The sequence below is a fragment of the Cellulomonas shaoxiangyii genome, from assembly GCF_004798685.1.
Classification (GTDB): domain Bacteria; phylum Actinomycetota; class Actinomycetes; order Actinomycetales; family Cellulomonadaceae; genus Cellulomonas; species Cellulomonas shaoxiangyii.
The window spans coordinates 2085775-2102995 of the sequence record NZ_CP039291.1; the positions used below are offsets into that span (position 1 = coordinate 2085775).

The 17221-nt window shown below is 75.8% G+C and carries 14 protein-coding genes; 2 read left to right on the plus strand and 12 right to left on the minus strand.

Annotation, left to right across the window (positions count from 1 at the left end; all coding sequences use genetic code 11):
* Positions 1 to 3: 3 nt before the first annotated feature.
* The 12 genes from E5225_RS09495 to E5225_RS09550 form a co-directional block, all read right to left on the minus strand.
* Positions 4 to 2598 carry a LuxR C-terminal-related transcriptional regulator gene (locus E5225_RS09495; RefSeq protein ID WP_136225399.1) on the minus strand — a complete coding sequence of 865 codons (2595 nt, stop codon included), beginning with the start codon at positions 2596 to 2598 and terminating at the stop codon, positions 4 to 6.
* Between the two features lie 38 nt (positions 2599 to 2636).
* Positions 2637 to 6044, minus strand: coding sequence for an FUSC family protein (locus tag E5225_RS09500; RefSeq protein WP_136225401.1), 3408 nt, complete (start codon positions 6042 to 6044; stop codon positions 2637 to 2639).
* A gap of 71 nt (positions 6045 to 6115) precedes the next feature.
* Complete coding sequence (locus E5225_RS09505) at positions 6116 to 8209, minus strand: YhgE/Pip domain-containing protein (RefSeq protein ID WP_135974347.1); 2094 nt, start codon at positions 8207 to 8209, stop codon at positions 6116 to 6118.
* The gene (locus tag E5225_RS09510; protein ID WP_135974348.1) at positions 8206 to 9096 is read right to left on the minus strand and encodes an ATP-binding cassette domain-containing protein; all 891 of its coding nucleotides are present in this window, start codon (positions 9094 to 9096) and stop codon (positions 8206 to 8208) included. Before E5225_RS09510 ends, E5225_RS09505 begins: the two co-directional genes overlap by 4 nt.
* A complete protein-coding gene (locus tag E5225_RS09515; RefSeq protein ID WP_166436015.1) occupies positions 9093 to 10037 on the minus strand; it encodes an urea transporter in 945 nt (314 codons plus the stop codon). Before E5225_RS09515 ends, E5225_RS09510 begins: the two co-directional genes overlap by 4 nt.
* 49 nt (positions 10038 to 10086) lie before the next feature.
* On the minus strand, positions 10087 to 11142 hold the full coding sequence (locus E5225_RS09520; protein WP_208012593.1) for an urease accessory protein UreD: 1056 nt from the start codon (positions 11140 to 11142) through the stop codon (positions 10087 to 10089).
* Positions 11139 to 11774 (minus strand): urease accessory protein UreG, encoded by a 636-nt coding sequence (ureG, locus tag E5225_RS09525; RefSeq protein ID WP_135974350.1) that lies wholly within the window; start codon positions 11772 to 11774, stop codon positions 11139 to 11141. Before ureG ends, E5225_RS09520 begins: the two co-directional genes overlap by 4 nt.
* Positions 11775 to 11816: 42 nt before the next feature.
* The gene (locus E5225_RS09530; protein WP_243738340.1) at positions 11817 to 12509 is read right to left on the minus strand and encodes an urease accessory protein UreF; all 693 of its coding nucleotides are present in this window, start codon (positions 12507 to 12509) and stop codon (positions 11817 to 11819) included.
* 7 nt (positions 12510 to 12516) lie between these two features.
* Positions 12517 to 14241, minus strand: a complete 1725-nt coding sequence (gene ureC / locus E5225_RS09535; RefSeq protein WP_135974351.1) for an urease subunit alpha — start codon at positions 14239 to 14241, stop codon at positions 12517 to 12519.
* Positions 14241 to 14660, minus strand: coding sequence for an urease subunit beta (locus tag E5225_RS09540; protein WP_135974352.1), 420 nt, complete (start codon positions 14658 to 14660; stop codon positions 14241 to 14243). Before E5225_RS09540 ends, ureC begins: the two co-directional genes overlap by 1 nt.
* Positions 14661 to 14748: 88 nt before the next feature.
* Positions 14749 to 15645, minus strand: a complete 897-nt coding sequence (locus E5225_RS09545) for a sirohydrochlorin chelatase (RefSeq protein ID WP_135974353.1) — start codon at positions 15643 to 15645, stop codon at positions 14749 to 14751.
* A 3-nt stretch (positions 15646 to 15648) separates the two neighbouring features.
* The gene (locus E5225_RS09550; protein WP_135974354.1) at positions 15649 to 15954 is read right to left on the minus strand and encodes an urease subunit gamma; all 306 of its coding nucleotides are present in this window, start codon (positions 15952 to 15954) and stop codon (positions 15649 to 15651) included.
* 250 nt (positions 15955 to 16204) lie between these two features.
* Here E5225_RS09550 and E5225_RS09555 point away from each other — a divergent pair, with 250 nt between their 5' ends.
* Both E5225_RS09555 and crcB read left to right on the plus strand, forming a co-directional pair.
* Positions 16205 to 16747 carry a fluoride efflux transporter FluC gene (locus E5225_RS09555; RefSeq protein WP_135974355.1) on the plus strand — a complete coding sequence of 181 codons (543 nt, stop codon included), beginning with the start codon at positions 16205 to 16207 and terminating at the stop codon, positions 16745 to 16747.
* A complete protein-coding gene (gene crcB, locus E5225_RS09560) occupies positions 16744 to 17121 on the plus strand; it encodes a fluoride efflux transporter CrcB (protein WP_135974356.1) in 378 nt (125 codons plus the stop codon). The genes E5225_RS09555 and crcB overlap by 4 nt, the downstream gene beginning before the upstream one ends.
* Positions 17122 to 17221 lie beyond the last annotated feature (100 nt).

Sequence of the window (17221 nt, forward strand, 5' to 3'; positions counted from 1 at the left end):
GGGTCAGAGCAGACCCCGCCGCACGGCCGTCCGCACGGCCTCGCGCCGGCTGTCGACCCCCAGCTTGCGGTAGATGGACCGCACGTGGGTCTTGACGGTGTTGGCCGAGACGAACAGCGACGCGGCGATCTCCTGCACCGTCATCCGCGAGGGCATGCAGGTCAGCACCTGCAGCTCCCGGTCCGTCAGGGCCCAGGCGGACGGGCGCGGGACCGGCGCGTCCTGCTGCGCGACGAGCAGGCGGGTCACGAGCGGCTCGTGCGCGCTCCCCCACCCGAGGTGCTCGACCAGCAGGGGACGCAGCGCGGCGGCGCGCTCCCGCAGCGGGCGCAGGACACCCTGCGCCGCGGCGGCGTCCAGGGCGGCCTCGAGGGCCCGGTGCGCGGACGCCGGGTCACGCCGCAGCAGCGCGTGCGCCGCCCGGAAGGTGACGCGCTCGACGTCGTGGCACCCCTCGACGCTGCCGCGCTCGCGCAGGGCCCCCAGCGCGGCCCCGCGGTCGCCGACGCGCCGGTGCAGGTCGCTGCGCCAGCACGCGCCGAGCGGCGACGTGAACGCCGGGTCGGAGGTGTCCACGAGCGCCAGCGCGTCCCGCGTCCGGCCCTGCGCGTCCTGCCGCAGCGCCGCCAGGTACGCGCGGGACACGCCGAGGGCCTCGACGCCGCGGGCGGCGCCCGCCGCGTCGAGTCGTGCGAGGGCCCGCGCCGCGCCGGCGGGGTCCCCCTCCGCCAGGCACACGGTCACGAGGACGGCCGCGGCGCGCACCGCGAGCTCGGGGCGCGCACCGCCCGCGTCCAGCGCGGCGCCGAGGTGCCGGCGGGCCGCCGCGAGGTCGTCGCGCCAGTAGGCCACGAGCCCGGCCGCCAGGTGCGCCGCCGTGACGAGCGGCGCGCCGGTCGGCCCGCTCCGGGCGGCGTCCGCGAGCACCGCGGCGGCACCGGCGCGGGCCTCGTCCAGCCGGGCGGCGCGCGCGCACGCGAGCGCGTGCTCCGCCCGGCACGCGAGCGCCAGCGCTGGCCAGCCGCGGGCGGCCGCCACGTCGGCGGCGTCGGCCAGCCGTGCCGCCACGGCACGGTCCGGCGGGCGCGGCGGCCCGGGGCGCTCGCCCGGGACGCCCGCGGGGGGCGCGTCGGGCGCGTTCAGCGCGGCGCGCCCCGCCAGGAGGTGGACCACCGTGGCGGTCGCCTCGTCCGCAGGTGGCGGCGCGTGCAGCGGGTCGCGCGGGCCCGTCGCCGGGCCCGCGGCGGCACCGCCCGCCGGCATCAGCGCCGCGACCACGACGGCGGCGACCGGGTCCACCGCCCCGGCGGGGCCGCCCGAGCGCAGCGCGCGCACGACCGCGGTGGCCGGTGACGGGCCGGGTGCGTCCGCACCGGACCCGGCGAGCGCGGCGCACAGCCGCTGCGCGGCCCCGAGCTGGTCCCGCACGAGCAGCTCCGGCCACTGCCCGGCCAGCACCTGCGCGGCGACGTCGGGCGCCCGGCCCTCCACCGCGTGCACGATCGCCGACGCGGGGTCGCTCGACGCGAGGTGGCGCGCCACGACGCGGTGCACCGCGCGCGTGGTCCCGGGTCGCGTGCGCGCGACCAGCACCCGCACGTGCGCCGCGAGCACCGCGTGCCACACCGGCTCCGCCGGGGCCTCGGCCAGGGCGGGCGTCCGGACGACGAAGCCGCGCGCGACGCACTCGTCGAGCAGCTGCGCCCCCCCGGGCACGAGCGCCTCCGCGAGCACGGGGTCGACCACCTGGGCGACGCACGCGCGCCGGACGAAGTCGGCGAGCGCGGGCGGCAGCGTCCCCAGGACCTCCTCGCGCACGTAGTCCGTCAGGGGCACGTCCTCGGGGCGCAGCGCGCGCTGCGGGCGGCCGCGGTGCAGCAGCCCCGCGCGCAGCGCGGCGCGCACGGCCACGGGCCAGCCGAGCGTGACGCGCCACAAGTCCTGCACGGCCGCCGCGTCGGGCCCCGGGCCCCAGGCGCGGACGAGGTCCCCCGTCTCCTGCGGCGTGAGCGCCAGGGTGGCCGGACCGAGGTCGCCGACGTCGCCCTCCACGCGGCCCGGGCCGAGGGCCAGGCCCCGGACCGCGCGCCCGAGCAGGACGAACCGCGGCCCGCGGGCACCCAGCACGGCGGTGAGGGCGTCGCGCCCCGCCGCCGAGGTCACGTGGTGCACGTCGTCCAGCACGACCGGGGTGCCGGCGGGCAGGGAGCCGAGCAGCTCCGCGACCGCGTCGAGCTGCGCACCGGGGCCCGCACCGGCGGAGCGGACCGCGCCGGTCCCACCGGTGTCCGGGTACGCGCGCGCCACCGCCCCCGCAAGGGTGCGCAGCAGGCGGACCGGGTCGTCGTGGAACGCGTCGAGCGACACGCGCACCACGGGACCGCCGCGCGCCGACGACCACTGCGTCACGAGGGTCGTCTTGCCGAACCCGGCGGGCGCGTCGACCACGAGGACGCGGTGGACCTCGACGGCGGACCCGAGGGCCGCGACGCAGCGCGGCCGGTCGACGGGCGGCCGAGGGGCACCCAGGACGGTGCGCCCGTCGGGTGCGGCACCCGGCGCGACGTGCCCGTCGGCCGTGCGTGCGGTCGTCCCCACCGGTCCCCTCCCCTCCGTGGTCACCTGCGTCCGGCCGCTCACGTCGGCGTCCGCACCGTCGCGGGCTGCTCGACCACGTCGGGCGCGAGGTCGCTGACGAGCAGCACGAGCGTCTGGTTGATGCGGTCGAGACGCCGCAGGACCGCCAGCCCGTGGCTGGTCGGGGGTGCCGTCGGGTCGTAGCCGTCCGCGAGGCCGATGTCCTGGTGGACCGCCGGCGTCGCGCGGTGCTCCAGCACCGCGAGCAGGGCGGCGAGGTTCTCCTCCAGGGCTCCGCGCACCGCGGCCCAGTCCTGCGCGCCGAGGTCCTCGTCGCCGCCCGCGACCGCGTCGAGCGCGCGCACGAGGTACCGGACGTCGTAGGCCATCGACCACACGGCGGTGAGCCGCGCCTCGACGTCCCCGGTCACGAACGTCCCGCCCGACCGCCGCAGGGGTGCCGCCGTCGCGCTGACGCGCCGCACGTCCTGGTCGACCACGAGCATGCGCTGCTCGAGGGCCGCCGTGGGTACGTTCGTGCTGCCGTCGAGCCGGGCGAGGACCGCGTCGACCACCACGCGCAGGTCACGCACGAGGCGCGCCAGGTCCGTGTCGACCAGGGCCCGCGAGCGCGTCGGCAGCACCAGGGCGGCGATGAGGAGCGCCACGCCCGCTCCGACGGCCGTCTCCAGGACGCGCAGCTCGACGGTGGCCGTCGTGAGACGGCCGAGCGACTCGTACACGACCGCGAAGATCATCATGGTGAAGAACGTCTGCACCGCGGTGGACACCGGGCGGAAGTACGTGGCGCCGAAGACGCCGACGGCCAGCAGCGGGACCATGACCGCCGGGTCGCTCCCGGTGGCGATCGCCACGCCGAACCCGACGAGCGCGCCCAGCACGGTACCGAGGACGCGCTCGCTGCCACGCACGAACGTCTCCCCGTCGGAGCCGCCCAGCGCCTGGTAGGACGCGAGCATCGCCCAGTACTGGTGGGTCGGGGACAACGCGTCCCCGAGGACGAGCCCGGTCCCGACGGCGAGGGCCGCCTGCACCGTGCGCCGCGTCGACGGGCGCAGCCGGCCGCCGCCCGCCTCGACCGCGGGGGCGGGCGGCGGCAGCTCGTCGGCGGCGCCGGACGCGTCGCCGGCCTCGACGGCCGCGCCCGTGCCGCCGGCCACGCCGCCGGACGCGGGGTCCGACCCGGCGTCCGACCCGACGCGGTCGAGGGCGGCGAGCGCGGCCGCCAGCTCGCTCGTCGCCCGGTGCACGGCGCGCGCCGCCTGGGGCCACTCGTCGGGCGTCGGCTCGGCCCGCCACGTCACGGCGTCGCCCTGCGCGACCGCCACCCGCAGCCGCTCCACCGTCCCGGCGAGCCGGCCCCGCAGCTCGAGCGAGACCGTCGTGCCCGTCAGCGCGCGCGCCGCGGTCACGAGGTGCACCTCGGCGAGGTGCGCGCTGAACAGGTGCAGGCGCAGCTCTCCCGCCTCGCGCGGGTCCACGCCCGAGGGCTGCTCGCCGCCGCCCAGCCGGCCTGCGAGGAACGCGCTGCCGCGGTTGAGCCGGCGCTGGTCGACCGCCACGCGGCGGCGGACGCCGGCGTCCCAGCTCCCGCGCGACACGGCGTCGACGAGCACGTCCAGGGAGCTCGCGACCTCGCGACGGAACGCCGCGAGCCCCGCGTGCAGCACCCGGTCGGGCCGGTCGGGCAGGACGACGGCGACGAACAGGTACGCCCAGGCGACCCCGAGGACTGCTCCCGCGAGGTACAGCACCACGTCGGCCACCTGCATGCGCATGAGGAGCGCGAAGTAGCACGCCATGAACACGGCGGTGCCCAGGCGTGCCCACCGCGCGCCGAACCGCCCCGACCAGGCCCCCGCTGCGGCGACGGCGACCGCCAGCACCCCCGTCCACACGTGCGAGCGGCCCGCGTACGCCGCGAGCACGACCACGGCGACGACCGGCGCCAGCGTGACCAGGGCGGCACGGGCGCGGGCGGGCGCCGTCGGGCCGCTCACGGCGCCGGACGCGAGCATGCCGACGAACCCGCCGAAGATCGCCGGGCGGAGCAGGTCGTCCGGGGCGGCGCCCGTGGCGCGCACGACGACGTAGGTGGTGAGGCCCGCGGCGACGGCGGTCAGCAGCGCACGCGCGGCCGAGCGCAGCCGGGCGTAGCCGGGGTCGGACAGCGACACGTGCTCCTCGAGCCACCGGCGCGCGAGTCCCGCAGGATGCGTCGCGCGCGCGTCCCCGGCCGCCGGCGAGGGGTCGGTGAGGTAGCCCTCGACGTTCCCCAGCGCGACCGGGTCCGCGTCGTCGAGCAGCGAGACGGGCACGTCGGAGACGATGACGGGCTGGTAGTCGAGGTCGCGGCCGACCCCGAGCGTGATCTCCTCGGCGCGGTGCGCGAACGGCAGCCACCGCGTGTACCGGCGGTAGGCGTCGTCGAGGTCCGCGAGGGGGTCCGCGCCCGCGAGCGGCGCCAGCTGGTGCTCGGTCTGCAGGAAGCGCGCGACCCAGGCGTCGCGCTCGCCGGCGCGCGCGGTGCCGCGCGCGAGCCGCGCGAACCTGGCGGGGTCCACGGGGTCCGGCGTCGCCAGGCTCGTGCTCCACCCGGCCGTGTCCTGCAGGTACTGGCCGAACTCCAGGTACTGGAAGGTGAGGGTCTCGAGCGTGGGGAGCGTCGACGCGGGGTGCCCCGACGGCAGGCCCCAGCGCAGGGCAGCCAGGGTGCCGCCGATCATGCGCAGCGCGTAGGGCAGCGCGAACCGGTCGCGGCCGCTCTGGAAGTAGTAGGCGGCGTGGTTCAGCCGCACCCCGTCGGTGTAGGACGAGAAGGCGTCGGCGACCGCGTCGAGGTGCCCGTCGAGGCCGACCGGCTCGCCGTCGCGCAGGTAGGGCCGCAGCGTCGCCACGGGCGAGCCGGCACCGCGCTCGGCGGTGACGAACCGCGTGCACAGGGCGTTCAGGTCGGCGATCACCGAGTACACGCCCAGCAGGAACGTGAGGATCAGGGAGATCAGGACGACCCCGGTGAGCGACTCCGCGATGCTCAGGAAGCGCAGCACGTCCGTCTCCGCGGTGAGCGACGAGCCCCCGACGGTCGCGAGCTGGGCGGCGCTGAAGTAGAGCGCGCTGAACAGGTCGAGCGACGCGCCGGTCCCGCTGACGGAGAACGCGGTGGACGTCATGAGCCCGTAGTAGACGAGGCCGTACCCGAGGATCGTGCCGAACAGCCACATCAGCACGATCGAGACGATCTGCAGGCCCGTGACCTGCCGCAGCGCCAGCGGGCGGCGGCGGCGGGGCAGACGCCGCGTCACCGACCGCAGCGCGCGCCACTGCAGGCGCGCCAGGCGTCCCGCGAGGTAGCCGGACTCGTCGTAGTTCAGCGCGGTGAGGAAGACGTCGAGGAGCGTGGCGGCGAGGACCAGCACGCCCAGCACCCACCAGATGGTTCCCACCGGGGCCCCTCCCCTCCTCGTCCCGACCTGTCCGTGCCCGGCGCCGCCGGGGCCCGGCTACGGCTCGCGCGTCACAGGACCAGCTCCGGCTGCAGACCGGCCGGCGTCCACGTCCGCTGCCGGCGGGCCGCCCAGGTGGTCGCGGCCAGCGCCACGACGAAGACCGCGGCGAGGACGGCGGCGTCGCGCGCGGCGATCGCGAGGCTCCCGCCGTACAGGGTCTGGCGCAGGCCCTCGACCGTGTACGACATGGGCAGCAGGCGGTGCAGCGACAGCAGCGGCTCGGGGATCGTCTGCCACGGGAACGTCCCGCCGGCGGTCACGAGCTGCACGAGCATGAGCACGAGACCGAGGAACTCGCCCACGGCGCCGAACCACACGTTGAGCGCCTGCAGGATCGCGACGAACGCGGCGGAGGCCAGCAGCAGCAGCAGGATCGTCGCGACGCCGTAGACGGGTGCGATGTCGAGGGCGTACGTCACCAGCAGGTACATCAGGGCGACCTGCCCCGCCCCCAGCAGCACGCCGGGCAGCCATCCCCCGACGGCCGTCTGCCACGCCGAGCCCCCGGCCGCGAGCGCCCGGCGGGACAGGGGCTGGACGAGCAGGAACAGGACGTAGCCGCCGATCCACGTGGCCAGCGACATGAAGAACGGGGCCAGGCCGGCACCGTAGCTGCCGGCCCTCGCGAGCTGGTCCTCGGCGACGCGCACGGGGTCGCCGATCGTGCGCGCCGTGGCACGCGCGGTCTCCTCGTCGGGGTCGGGGATCGCGCCGAGGCCCTCCTGCAACCTGTCGCGCAGCTCGGTGACGCCGCCCTGCAGCTCGGTCGTGCCGTCCCGGACGGTCTGCGTGCCGGTCGCGAGCTCCTCGGCCCCGGAGGACACCTCGGCCGTGCCCGTGCGCAGCGCGCGCAGGTCCCCGACGAGCGTGTCCGCGGCGCCGTCCAGCGCGGCGGTCCCCGCGGCGAGCTGGTCCGCGCCCGACGCGGCCGCCGCGATGCCGCTGGTGAGCGCCGGCGTCGCGTCCGCGAGCTCGGCGGCGCCGCCCGCGACCTCGGCGGCGCCCGCGCTGAGCTGGTCGAGGCGCCCGGACGCGTCCCCGAGCGCCGTGCTCAGGGCGTCGGCGGCCTGCGTCGCGTCCGCGGCCAGCGTCGTGATCGCGTCCGCCTCCGGCTGGCTGAGCCGCCCCTCGGCCACGAGCGCGGCCAGCTGTGCCGCGAGCGCCGCGCGGCCGGTCTGCGCCCGGGCGGTCACGTCGCGGACCGTCGTCACGGCCTCCCGCGCGACCGTCGCGACCTCCGCGGTGCCCGCGGCGACCTGCTGCGCACCGGTGGCGAGCTCGCGCGTCTGCGCGGGCAGCGCGCGGGTCCGCTCGTGCAGGGTGTCGAGCCCGCGGGACAGCGTGGCGGCGCCCGACGCGAGCCGGGCGGACGCCGCCGGCAGCTCCTCGGCACCGGCGGCCAGCTCGGCCGCTCCCTCGGCGGCCTGCAGCGCACCGGTGGCCAGCCGCCCGGCGCCCTGTGCGAGGTCGGCCGTCCCCGACGACAGCCGGTCGACGCCGTCGACGAGCTGCGTGGCGCCCTGCACGCCCTCCCCGAGCTCGGTGTGGATGGAGCCGAACCCCTGCAGGAACCTGTCGGCCGCCTGCGTGCCGACCTGGACCGCGATCGCGTCGCGGACGTCGTCGACGACGGTGTCGGCGATCGTCGTGGCGAGGTAGTTGTTGGCGTCGTTGGTGACCAGCGTCAGGCTCGCCTGCCGCGGCCGGAACTCGCCCGAGGAGACCAGGTCGGCCGAGAAGGTGCGGCCGACCAGCAGCGCCGCGTCGTACCGCCCGGACCGCACGCCGTCCTCGGCGTCCCGCTGCGAGGTCTGCACCCAGCGGAAGCCGGCGTCCCCGTCGAGCAGGCGGCGCGCGACCTGCTCGCCGTAGTCGACCCGCCGCGTCGTGCCGTCGGCGGCGTCGGTCGTCGTCGCACCCTCGTCGCTCACCACCAGTGCGGCCGGCACCTCGTGCAGGCGCCCGTAGGGGTCCTCGTTCGCGAACAGGTAGAGGCCCGAGTACAGCGACGGGATCACCACGAGGGCCAGCAGCGCGAGCCGCGGCAGCGTGCCCGCCGCCAGCCGCCGCAGCTCGGACGCCGCGAGCCGGACGGCGATCACGAGGCCTCCCGGCTGCCGGTCCGCGGCCCGTCCGTGCCCGCCGTGAGCTCGACCAGCGGCACCTCGTCCGCGCCCCCGCGCAGGGCCTCGACCGGCCTCGAGCGTGGGGCGACGCCGCCGCGGGCGGGGGGCAGCGTGGCGCCCAGGTCCCGCGCGGAGGACCGGTTGCTCTGCACGAGCACGCCGTACCCGCGGTGCGCGAACGCCTGCGCGAGGGCCCACCACGCGGCGGGGTCGCCGCCGTGGCGGTCGGGCAGGCTCAGCACGAGGAAGCGCACGCCGGGGCGCTCGGCCGCCAGGGACGCCAGCAGCGCGGTGCGCACGGGGCCCGGCAGGTCGTCCATCCGGTCGGCACGGTGGTCCCAGAGCTGGTGCGCCTCGAGCCAGCGACGGACCGCGGTGCGCCCCGACGCCGCGCGTGCCAGCGCCAGGTCCTCCGCCACGACGGTGGCGGTCGTCAGGGTGTCGTCCGGCTCGGACACCCCCGGCAGGTCCACGACCGCCGTGACCGCGCGCAGCGCCTCGGGCGACGTCGTGGCGGAGCCGTCGGACGCCGTGAGCGTCACCGTGCCCGTGTGGGGCGCCAGCCGGCCGGTCGCGACGAGCGCCAGGGCCGTGTGCCCCTGCCCCGGCTCGCCCGCCAGCAGCACGCACTCCCCCGACACCAGGGTGAAGCGGTCCACGTCGAGCATCGCCGCACGCCGCCCCTGGACGTGCACGTCGGTCATCGTGATGCGCAGCGGACCGGGCGTGCGCCAGGCCGGGTCCGCGGCGGCGGACCCGCCGTGCCGACGCCCGGGCACGACCGGTGCCGACGCCCGCGCCTGCACCGCCCGTCGGGGTCCGCCGGCCTCGGCGCGGCTCGTCGAGGCCTCCCCCGGCGTCATGCCGTTCCCGCCGGCTCCGGTCGCCGCAGGGCCGGGACCGCCGTCGCGACGACCAGCAGTGCCCACGTCGTGAGGATGTAGGGCCAGGTGTAGTGCGGTGCGTCCGTCGCGTCGTTGAGCGCGAGCGTCACGACGGCCGTGATCGCCGTGCCCAGGACGGCGTACAGCCACGACGCGACGCTGCTGCGCAGGAACACGACCGACAGCGCGATCGCCGTCAGCACGCCCGAGTAGCCGGCCAGGCCCTCGCCGAGGTCCGCCTGCGACCAGCCCAGGGCGAGCGCGCACAGGCTCCCGACGACGCTGCCGAGGACGGCCGCGAGGCCCACCTTCCACGACGCCACGAACAGGCCGAGGAGGATCAGCGCGCCCGCCCACACGCTGCTGACGAGCACGACCTCCGACACGTTCGTCAGCAGCGAGCGCACGAAGGTCGCCACGGCCCCGTCGGTGGTGTGCACGGCTGGCGAGCGCACCTGCAGGGGCGCGGTCGTGGCGTGCATGACGCCGGCGACGAGGCAGAACGGCGCCGTCGTGGCGGGCAGCGCGAACCGGGCGAGCGGGCGCGAGCCGAACAGCCGGACGAACGCGAGCGTCACCGGCGCACACAGCACGCCGCCGACGAGGGCGATGAGGTACGCCCACCCCTGCCCACCGAGCGAGACGTACACGGCGGCGCCGACGAGCGCACCGCAGAAGCCCTGCATCCCGTCGCGCACGTCGGTGGCGCCCAGCAGGGCACCGGCGACGGTCGACGCCACGGCGCCGATCGCGACGAGCAGCGCCATGCGCCAGTCGGCCACGACGAACGCCGCGAGGATCAGCAGGCCGGTCCAGGTGTTGCGCTGGAAGAAGATCTGCGACAGCCCCCGCGCGAGCGACGGGCCCTGGAGGGCGGGGCCGAGCCGTGCGGAGGACGGGTCGCCGTGGGTCGTGGTCACCGGGGTCTCCTGACGTCGGGCGTGCACGGCGGCCGCGGGGCCGCACGGTTCAGGTCCTGCGCAGCACGGGGGCCGGCGTGCCCGTCAGACGCAGGCGGAGCGCCTGCCACGCCAGCCGCAGGGCGTGCGCGACCGGCGGGGTCGTCGCGCCGAGGACGCGCAGCCACGCACCGGCCTCGCCGGGGAGCACGCTGACGCCGAGCACCACACCCGGCACGGTCCCGTCCAGCTCGGCGTGCAGCAGGTCCGCGAGCTCGGCCGCGGGCGCCAGCGGCGTGACGACCACGAGCGTCGCCAGGACGTCGTGGCCGTGCAGCACCGCGAGCCCGCCCGTCGCCCCGTCGTCGGGGACGAGGCGCACGCGGTCGACCGCCACGGGGGTGCCGTCGGGCCGGCGCACCTCGAGGTCCGCGGCCAGGACGGCGTACCGGTTCCGCTCCTGCCGCGCGAGCCGGCCCGCGACGACGGTGTCGGCGACGAGCAGCGTGCCGGACGGGGCGACGGCCGCCCGCGTGCGCTGGTACAGCCGGGCGTCGCGGAACAGGATGAGCGGCTCGGGCAGGTACTCGACGTAGGCGTCGTCGCCCACGTCGACGTCGACCTGCGCCACCGCGTAGTCGTGCTCCATCCGCAGGGCGCGCGTCGACGCCGTGGTCGTGACGTGGCCGCTCGACCCGGGACCGAACACCAGGTGGGTCCGCAGCCGGTCGCCCTGCAGGATGCCCGCCCCGGTCGAGATCAGCTGCGTGTACGGCATGTCGGGGCGCAGCGGGTCGTAGTACAGGGGGCGCATGATCTGCAGCGGCGCCTTCTGGTAGTGGTGCACGAGCTCGGTACCGTGCACGGTCCGGGCGTAGCCCAGCTCCAGCACGCCGACCTTCGCCGGGCTCCCGACCGGGAGCGTGTCCGGCGTGCCGCTGTACCGCGCGACCTGGTCCGGCACCCGGTCCGGCTCGTAGTACGCGGGCTGGAGCCGGTGGCCGCCGTAGGGCGCGGGCGGTCCCGCGCCCGCGTCGGCGGGCACGCCGCCGTCCGGCCGGGTGCCCACCGCGTCCTGCCGCGGGGGCACCTGCTCGGCCGGCCGGGCGGCGACGTCGGCGCTCACGGGACCAGCGCGCCCGTGCGCTCGCCCCACAGCGTCAGGATCCGGTCCTGGAGCTCGTCGACCCCCTCCCCCGTGAGGGAGTTGGTCAGCACCACCGGCTTGTCGTCGCGCACCCGCAGCGCGTCCGACCACATGACGTCGATGTTCGTGCGCACGTACTGCGCGATGTCGATCTTGTTGATGACGAGGATGTCGGAGTCCGTGATGCCCGGGCCCCGCTTGCGCGGCATCTTCTCGCCCTCGGACGTGTCGAGCACGAAGATGAACACGTCCACGAGCGCCGGCGAGAACGTCAGCGTCAGGTTGTCCCCGCCGGACTCGTACAGCAGCGTGTCGACGTCGGGGAAGCGGTCGAGCAGCTCCGCCCCGGCGGCCAGGTTCATCGTCGGGTCGTCCCGCACCGCGGTGTGCGGGCACGCCCCGGTCTCGACCCCGACGACCCGCTCCGGGTCGAGCACGCCGGCGAGCTCGCGGCGCACGTGGCGCGCGTCCTCCTGCGTGTAGATGTCGTTGGTGATCACCGCGGGCCGCCGCCCGATGGCGATCAGCCGCGGCACGAGCGCCTCGGTGAGGGCCGTCTTGCCCGACCCCACCGGTCCGCCGATACCGACCCTGAGCACGTTCTCGGCCATCGTTCCCCCTCGTCCCCGCGGCGCTGCGCCGCGGCGTTGCGTCTAGCTCGTGAACAGGCGCGCATCCGCGCGCTCGTGCTGGGCGGACATGGCGTCCACCATCGGCACGCACCCGCCCATGTCGGCGACGTCGCGTGCGACGGCCTCCTCCGTGACCTGCGCGATCACCGGGCCGAGCGCGTGCAGGAGCACCTGCACGTCCCGGTGGTCGACGAGTCGCAGCCGCAGCGCCGCACCGAGGAAGCTGACCGCGAAGGCCGACAGGTCGGCCGCCACGGCGTGCCGCGTCCCCACCCCGCTCGCGGCGTACACGACCGCGGTGGCGACCGGCTGGCACCCCGGCGTCTCCTTCGCCGCCAGCAGGCCGGCCCACCGCTCGAGCTCGGGTCCGCCGACGGCCACCCGGGCGACGTCCGAGAGCTGGTGCCCGCTGCGCACGGACGCGCGGCGGGTCTCGGCGTTGAGCTTGGTCGCGTACAGCAGCCGGTCCACCTCGCGCACCCGCGCCCAGTCGTCCGCCGTGACGGCCTCGTGCGCCCGCGCGAGCGCGGTCGCGTCCCCCGGTCCCACCGCGTGCAGCAGCATGCCCCGGAGCAGCTCGTCGACCCCCCTGCGGTCGACGAGCCGCGCCTGGCTGTACCCCTCGAGCCCGTGCGACATCGTGTAGAGGCCGCTCGGGAACGCGGAGTCGGAGAACTGCAGCGTGACGAGCAGCTGCTGCACGTCGGTGAGCACGGCCGCCTCAGGTGAGGAAGAAGAGCTGCGTGAGCGGCAGCGAGGCCGCGGGTTCGATGTGCGCGGGCTCCCCGTCGACCGTGACCTTGTACGTCTCGGGGTCGACGGTGACCACGGGGGTCCGGTCGTTGCGCAGCAGGTGCGCCTTGCCGAGCTGGCGCGTGCGCCGCACGGGCAGGACCTGGCTGTCCAGCCGCAGCAGCTCCGGCACGCCCGCGTCGATCGCCGCCTGCGACATGAAGGTCACGCGCGTGCTCTGCTGTGCCCGGCCGAACGCGCCGAACATCGGCCGGAAGTACACCGGCTGCGGCGTGGGCAGCGACGCGTTCGGGTCGCCCATGAGGGCCCACGCGATCATGCCGGCCTTGAGCACCATCCTCGGCTTCGCCGCGAACGACCCGATCGGCCAGATCGCGATGTCGGCGATCTTGCCGGGCTCGAGCGTCCCCACGTAGTCGGAGACGCCGCACGTGATGGCCGGGTTGATCGTCATCTTCGCCAGGTAGCGCAGGACGCGGAAGTTGTCGTTGCCCGGTGCGTCCTCGGGCAGCTTCCCCCGCTTGTCCTTGTTGTGGTGCGCCACCTGGAAGCAGCGGGTCACGGACTCCCCGATGCGGCCCATCGCCTGCGAGTCCGACGACATCATCGAGATCACGCCGAGGTCCTGCAGCACGGTCTCCGCCGAGATCGTCTCGGCACGCACGCGCGAGTCGGCGAACGCGACGTCCTCGGGGATGTCGTGCGACAGGTGGTGGCAGACCATCACCATGTCGAGCAGCTCGTCGACCGAGTTGACCGTGTACGGCAGCGTCGGGTTCGTCGAGGACGGCAGCACGTTCGGGTACCCCGCGAGGCGCATGATGTCGGGTGCGTGCCCGCCGCCGGCCCCCTCGGTGTGGAACGTGTGGATGGTGCGGCCGTCGATCGCCGAGATCGTGTCCTCGACGAAGCCGGACTCGTTGAGGCTGTCGGTGTGGACCGCGACCTGGATGTCGTACTCGTCGGCCACCGACAGCGCCGTGCTCAGGGCCGCCGGCGTGGCACCGAAGTCCTCGTGCACCTTCAGGCCGGCCGCGCCCGCCTTGATCTGCTCGATCAGCGGCTCGGGGCGCGACCCGTTGCCCTTGCCGTAGAAGCCCATGTTCACGGGCAGGGCCTCGGCCGCCTCGAGCATCCGGTTCAGGTACCAGGCGCCCGGCGTCGTCGTGACGCCGTTGGTCGCGTCGCTGGGCCCCGTGCCGCCGCCGAACAGCGTCGTGATGCCGTTGATCAGCGCGGTCTCGCACTGCTGGGGCGAGATGTAGTGGACGTGGGCGTCCAGGGCGCCGGCGGTGGCGATGCAGTGCTCGCCCGCGATGATCTCGGTGACGCTGCTGACCACCAGGCGGGGGTCGACGCCGCGCATGAGGTGCGGGTTGCCGGACTTGCCGATGCCGGCGATGCGCCCGTCCTTCACGCCGATGTCGCCCTTCACGACGCCCAGCACGGGGTCGAGGATGATCACGTTCGTGATCACGAGGTCCAGGGCGCCCTGGGCGCCCGTGGTGGCGGGGTCGGCGCCCATGCCGTCACGCGCGGTCTTCCCGCCGCCGTAGACGATCTCGTCGCCGTAGAAGCCCTCGTTGTAGTCCTTCTCGATCTCGATGACCAGGTTCGTGTCGCCGAGCTGGACCTTGTCGCCGACCGTGGGGCCGAACAGGTCCGTGTACTGCCTGCGCGAGATGATCGCCATCAGTGGTCCCCCTCGTCCTGGGTGCCGGTGCCGGAGGACCCCTCCGGCGTGCCGACCTGGAAGCCGTGCTCCCGGAGGCGCCGCTGGGCGGCCCTGCGGCTCTCGTTCGTGTCGAGCCCGCCGTTGACGATCCCGTTGAAGCCCCACACGCGGCGGCCGCCGCCGTAGGCGCTCAGCGTGACCTCGCGCGTGTCGCCGGGCTCGATGCGCACCCCGGTCCCCGCCGGGATGTCGAGGTGCATCCCGTACGCCTTCTCCCGCTCGAACAGCAGGGCGCGGTTCACCTCGTAGAAGTGGAAGTGGGAGCCGATCTGCACGGCACGGTCCCCGGTGTTGCTGACCGTGAGCGTCACCTTCTCCAGGCCGGCGTTGATCTCGATCTCGTCGCCGGTGTGGTCGTACTTCGGGCTGCCTAGCATCGTGTCGCCTCCGCGTGGTGCAGGGGACCCCGGGCCTGGGTGCCAGGGCCGGAGCCGTCGGTCGGGCCGACCGGTGGTCGTGGGTGGGTCAGGCCGGGTGGCTGTGCACCAGGCCCGGTGTACGGGTGCCGTCCTCGTGGTGCGCGTGCGGGTGCGCGTGCGGGTGCGCGTGCCCGTGCTCGTGCGGCGCGCCGGGCCCGTGCTCGTGCGGATGACCGCCCCCGCCCGGCACGCCGGCGTGGGAGTGGGCGTACCCGTGGTCGTGGTCGGCGAGCAGGCCGTCGGCCACGCCGTCGTCGCCGTGCTGCAGCGCGTGCTCGGCCGCGGCCACGCGCTCGCGGACGATGCGGGCCACCGCCGGTCCGGCCACGAGCGGCCCGTAGGACGTCGCGTCGTCGAGCGCGTCGGCCAGCGGGTCGCTGGTCGCGAAGCCGGCGGGGACGACCACGACCTCCGGTGCCCCGAGCGCCCTGGCCCGGTGCACCGCGCGGGCCAGGTCCGCCGGCGCGGCCACGCACGCCACCTCCACGTCCGGCCCGGCCCCGTGGGTGCGGACGAGGTGCGCCACCCGGTGCAGCTCCGCGTCGTCGAACGGGCCGCCGGTCGGTGCGGACACCACCACCGCCGCGCCCGGGTGGCGTGCCGCCGTCTCCGTCGCAGCCCGGCGCAGCAGCGCGACGAGGTGGTCGGCGGTGCCGAACGGTGCGCACAACGCGATGCGCCCCGCGCCCGGTCCGCGGGCGAGCCAGTGCAGCGTCCGTGCCGAGTCGGCGACGAGCCGCGGGTCGCGCCCCCACGTCATCGGCAGCACCGCGACCGGTGCGTCGTCCGCCGCGAGCAGGGTGGTCACGACGTCGTGCAGAGGCCGGCCGGACGCCGTCACCACCGCGCCTGGCAGGTCCCGCAGCAGCGGCTGGAGGTCGGCGCCGTTCCTGCTCTCGTGCCCGCCCACGAGCACCGCTCGGGCCCCCCCGGACACCGTCATCGCTCAGACGGCCACGGGGTCGTGGCACGAGACGAGCTTGGTCCCGTCGGGGAATGTCGCCTCCACCTGCAGCAGGGCGACCCGCTGCCGGACGCCCGGCATGCAGTCCTGCTCCGAGACGACGTGCTTGCCGAGCTCCATGCACTCGGCCACGGACCTCCCGTCGCGGGCCGCCTCGAGGATGGCCTCGGTGACGAGGGCCTGCGCCTCGCTCACGTTGAGCTTGGTCCCGCGCTGGCGGCGTCGCCGCGCCAGCTCGGCCACCTGGTAGACGTACAGCTTGTCGATTTCACGCGGCGTCAGATCCATGGTCGACGTGACCTTTCACGAAGCGACGAAGGAAATCCCCGGAACACTGGCCACACTACCCGCCGATCGCCGGGTCACAACCTCAGCGCAATTCTGGGGTCCCACCAGGACCTTCACCACCGCACCCGTGGGCCGGTCCCGTCGCGGCGGCGACGACGGCACTTCAGATGGACAATTGTCCAGGGTTTCACGATGGGTGAGATGTCGGTGCCCGCCGACAAATTCCCGGTACTTCTCGTAGCATCCGAGGATGGCCACAGGAGCGAGCGCCGCGCACGAGGGACCTGACCCCGCGCGCCACAACGGGGGCGGTGCGGCCGGCTCCGCGCGGCACGGCCCCCACCTGCGTCCGAGCGGCCTGTCGCTGGTCTTCGCCGGCGGGCTCGTGGGCGTCGCGGCCCGCGAGGGACTGTCGCTCGCGGTCCCGGACGCGGACGGGGTGCCCGTCGTCGTGCCCCTCGTCAACCTCCTCGCCGCCTTCCTGCTCGGCTACCTGTACGAGGCCCTCGCCCGGGTCAGTCCGGGCACGGCCCTGGCAGGACGCGTGAAGCTGCTGGTGGGGACGGGGTTCTGCGGCGGGCTCAGCACGTACAGCTCGTTGGCCACCGACACGGCGACCCTGCTCGTGCAGGACCGTGGCGGCACGGCCGCCGCCTACGCGCTGGGCACGCTCGTGCTCGGGGCGGTCGCCACCCTCGCCGGCATCGCGCTGGGCAGCCGGCTGCACCCCCACGAGCCCGACCGGCACGAGCTGCGCCGGATCGAGGGTCACGCGACGGGAGGACGGGCATGAACGCCGGCGAGTTCCTGCTGCTGGTCGTCGCCGGTGGCGTCGGCGCCACCGTGCGGTACGTCGTGGACGCCCTCATCCGCTCGCGGACCACGTCGGCGTTCCCCTGGCCGACGGCCGTCATCAACCTCACCGGCTCGCTGCTGCTGGGGCTGCTGACCGGGCTCGTCGCCGACCGGATCGCGTCCGACGAGCTCAGCGCCGTGCTCGGCACCGGATTCCTCGGCGGCTACACCACGTTCAGCACGGCCAGCTACGAGACCGTCCAGCTCGTGCGGGAGCGGCACTGGGGAACCGCGCTCGCGTACGGCGTCGGCATTCTCGTCGCCTCGGTGGCGCTCGCCTATCTCGGATATCGCTGGGGCGACTCGGCATAGCGTTCGTGCACGTTGTTGCACGCCCTGCCGCAGCGCGTTCGTGCACGTTGTTGCACGCCCTGCCGCGGCGCTGCCACCGGCCGTTGTCGCGAATGCGCAG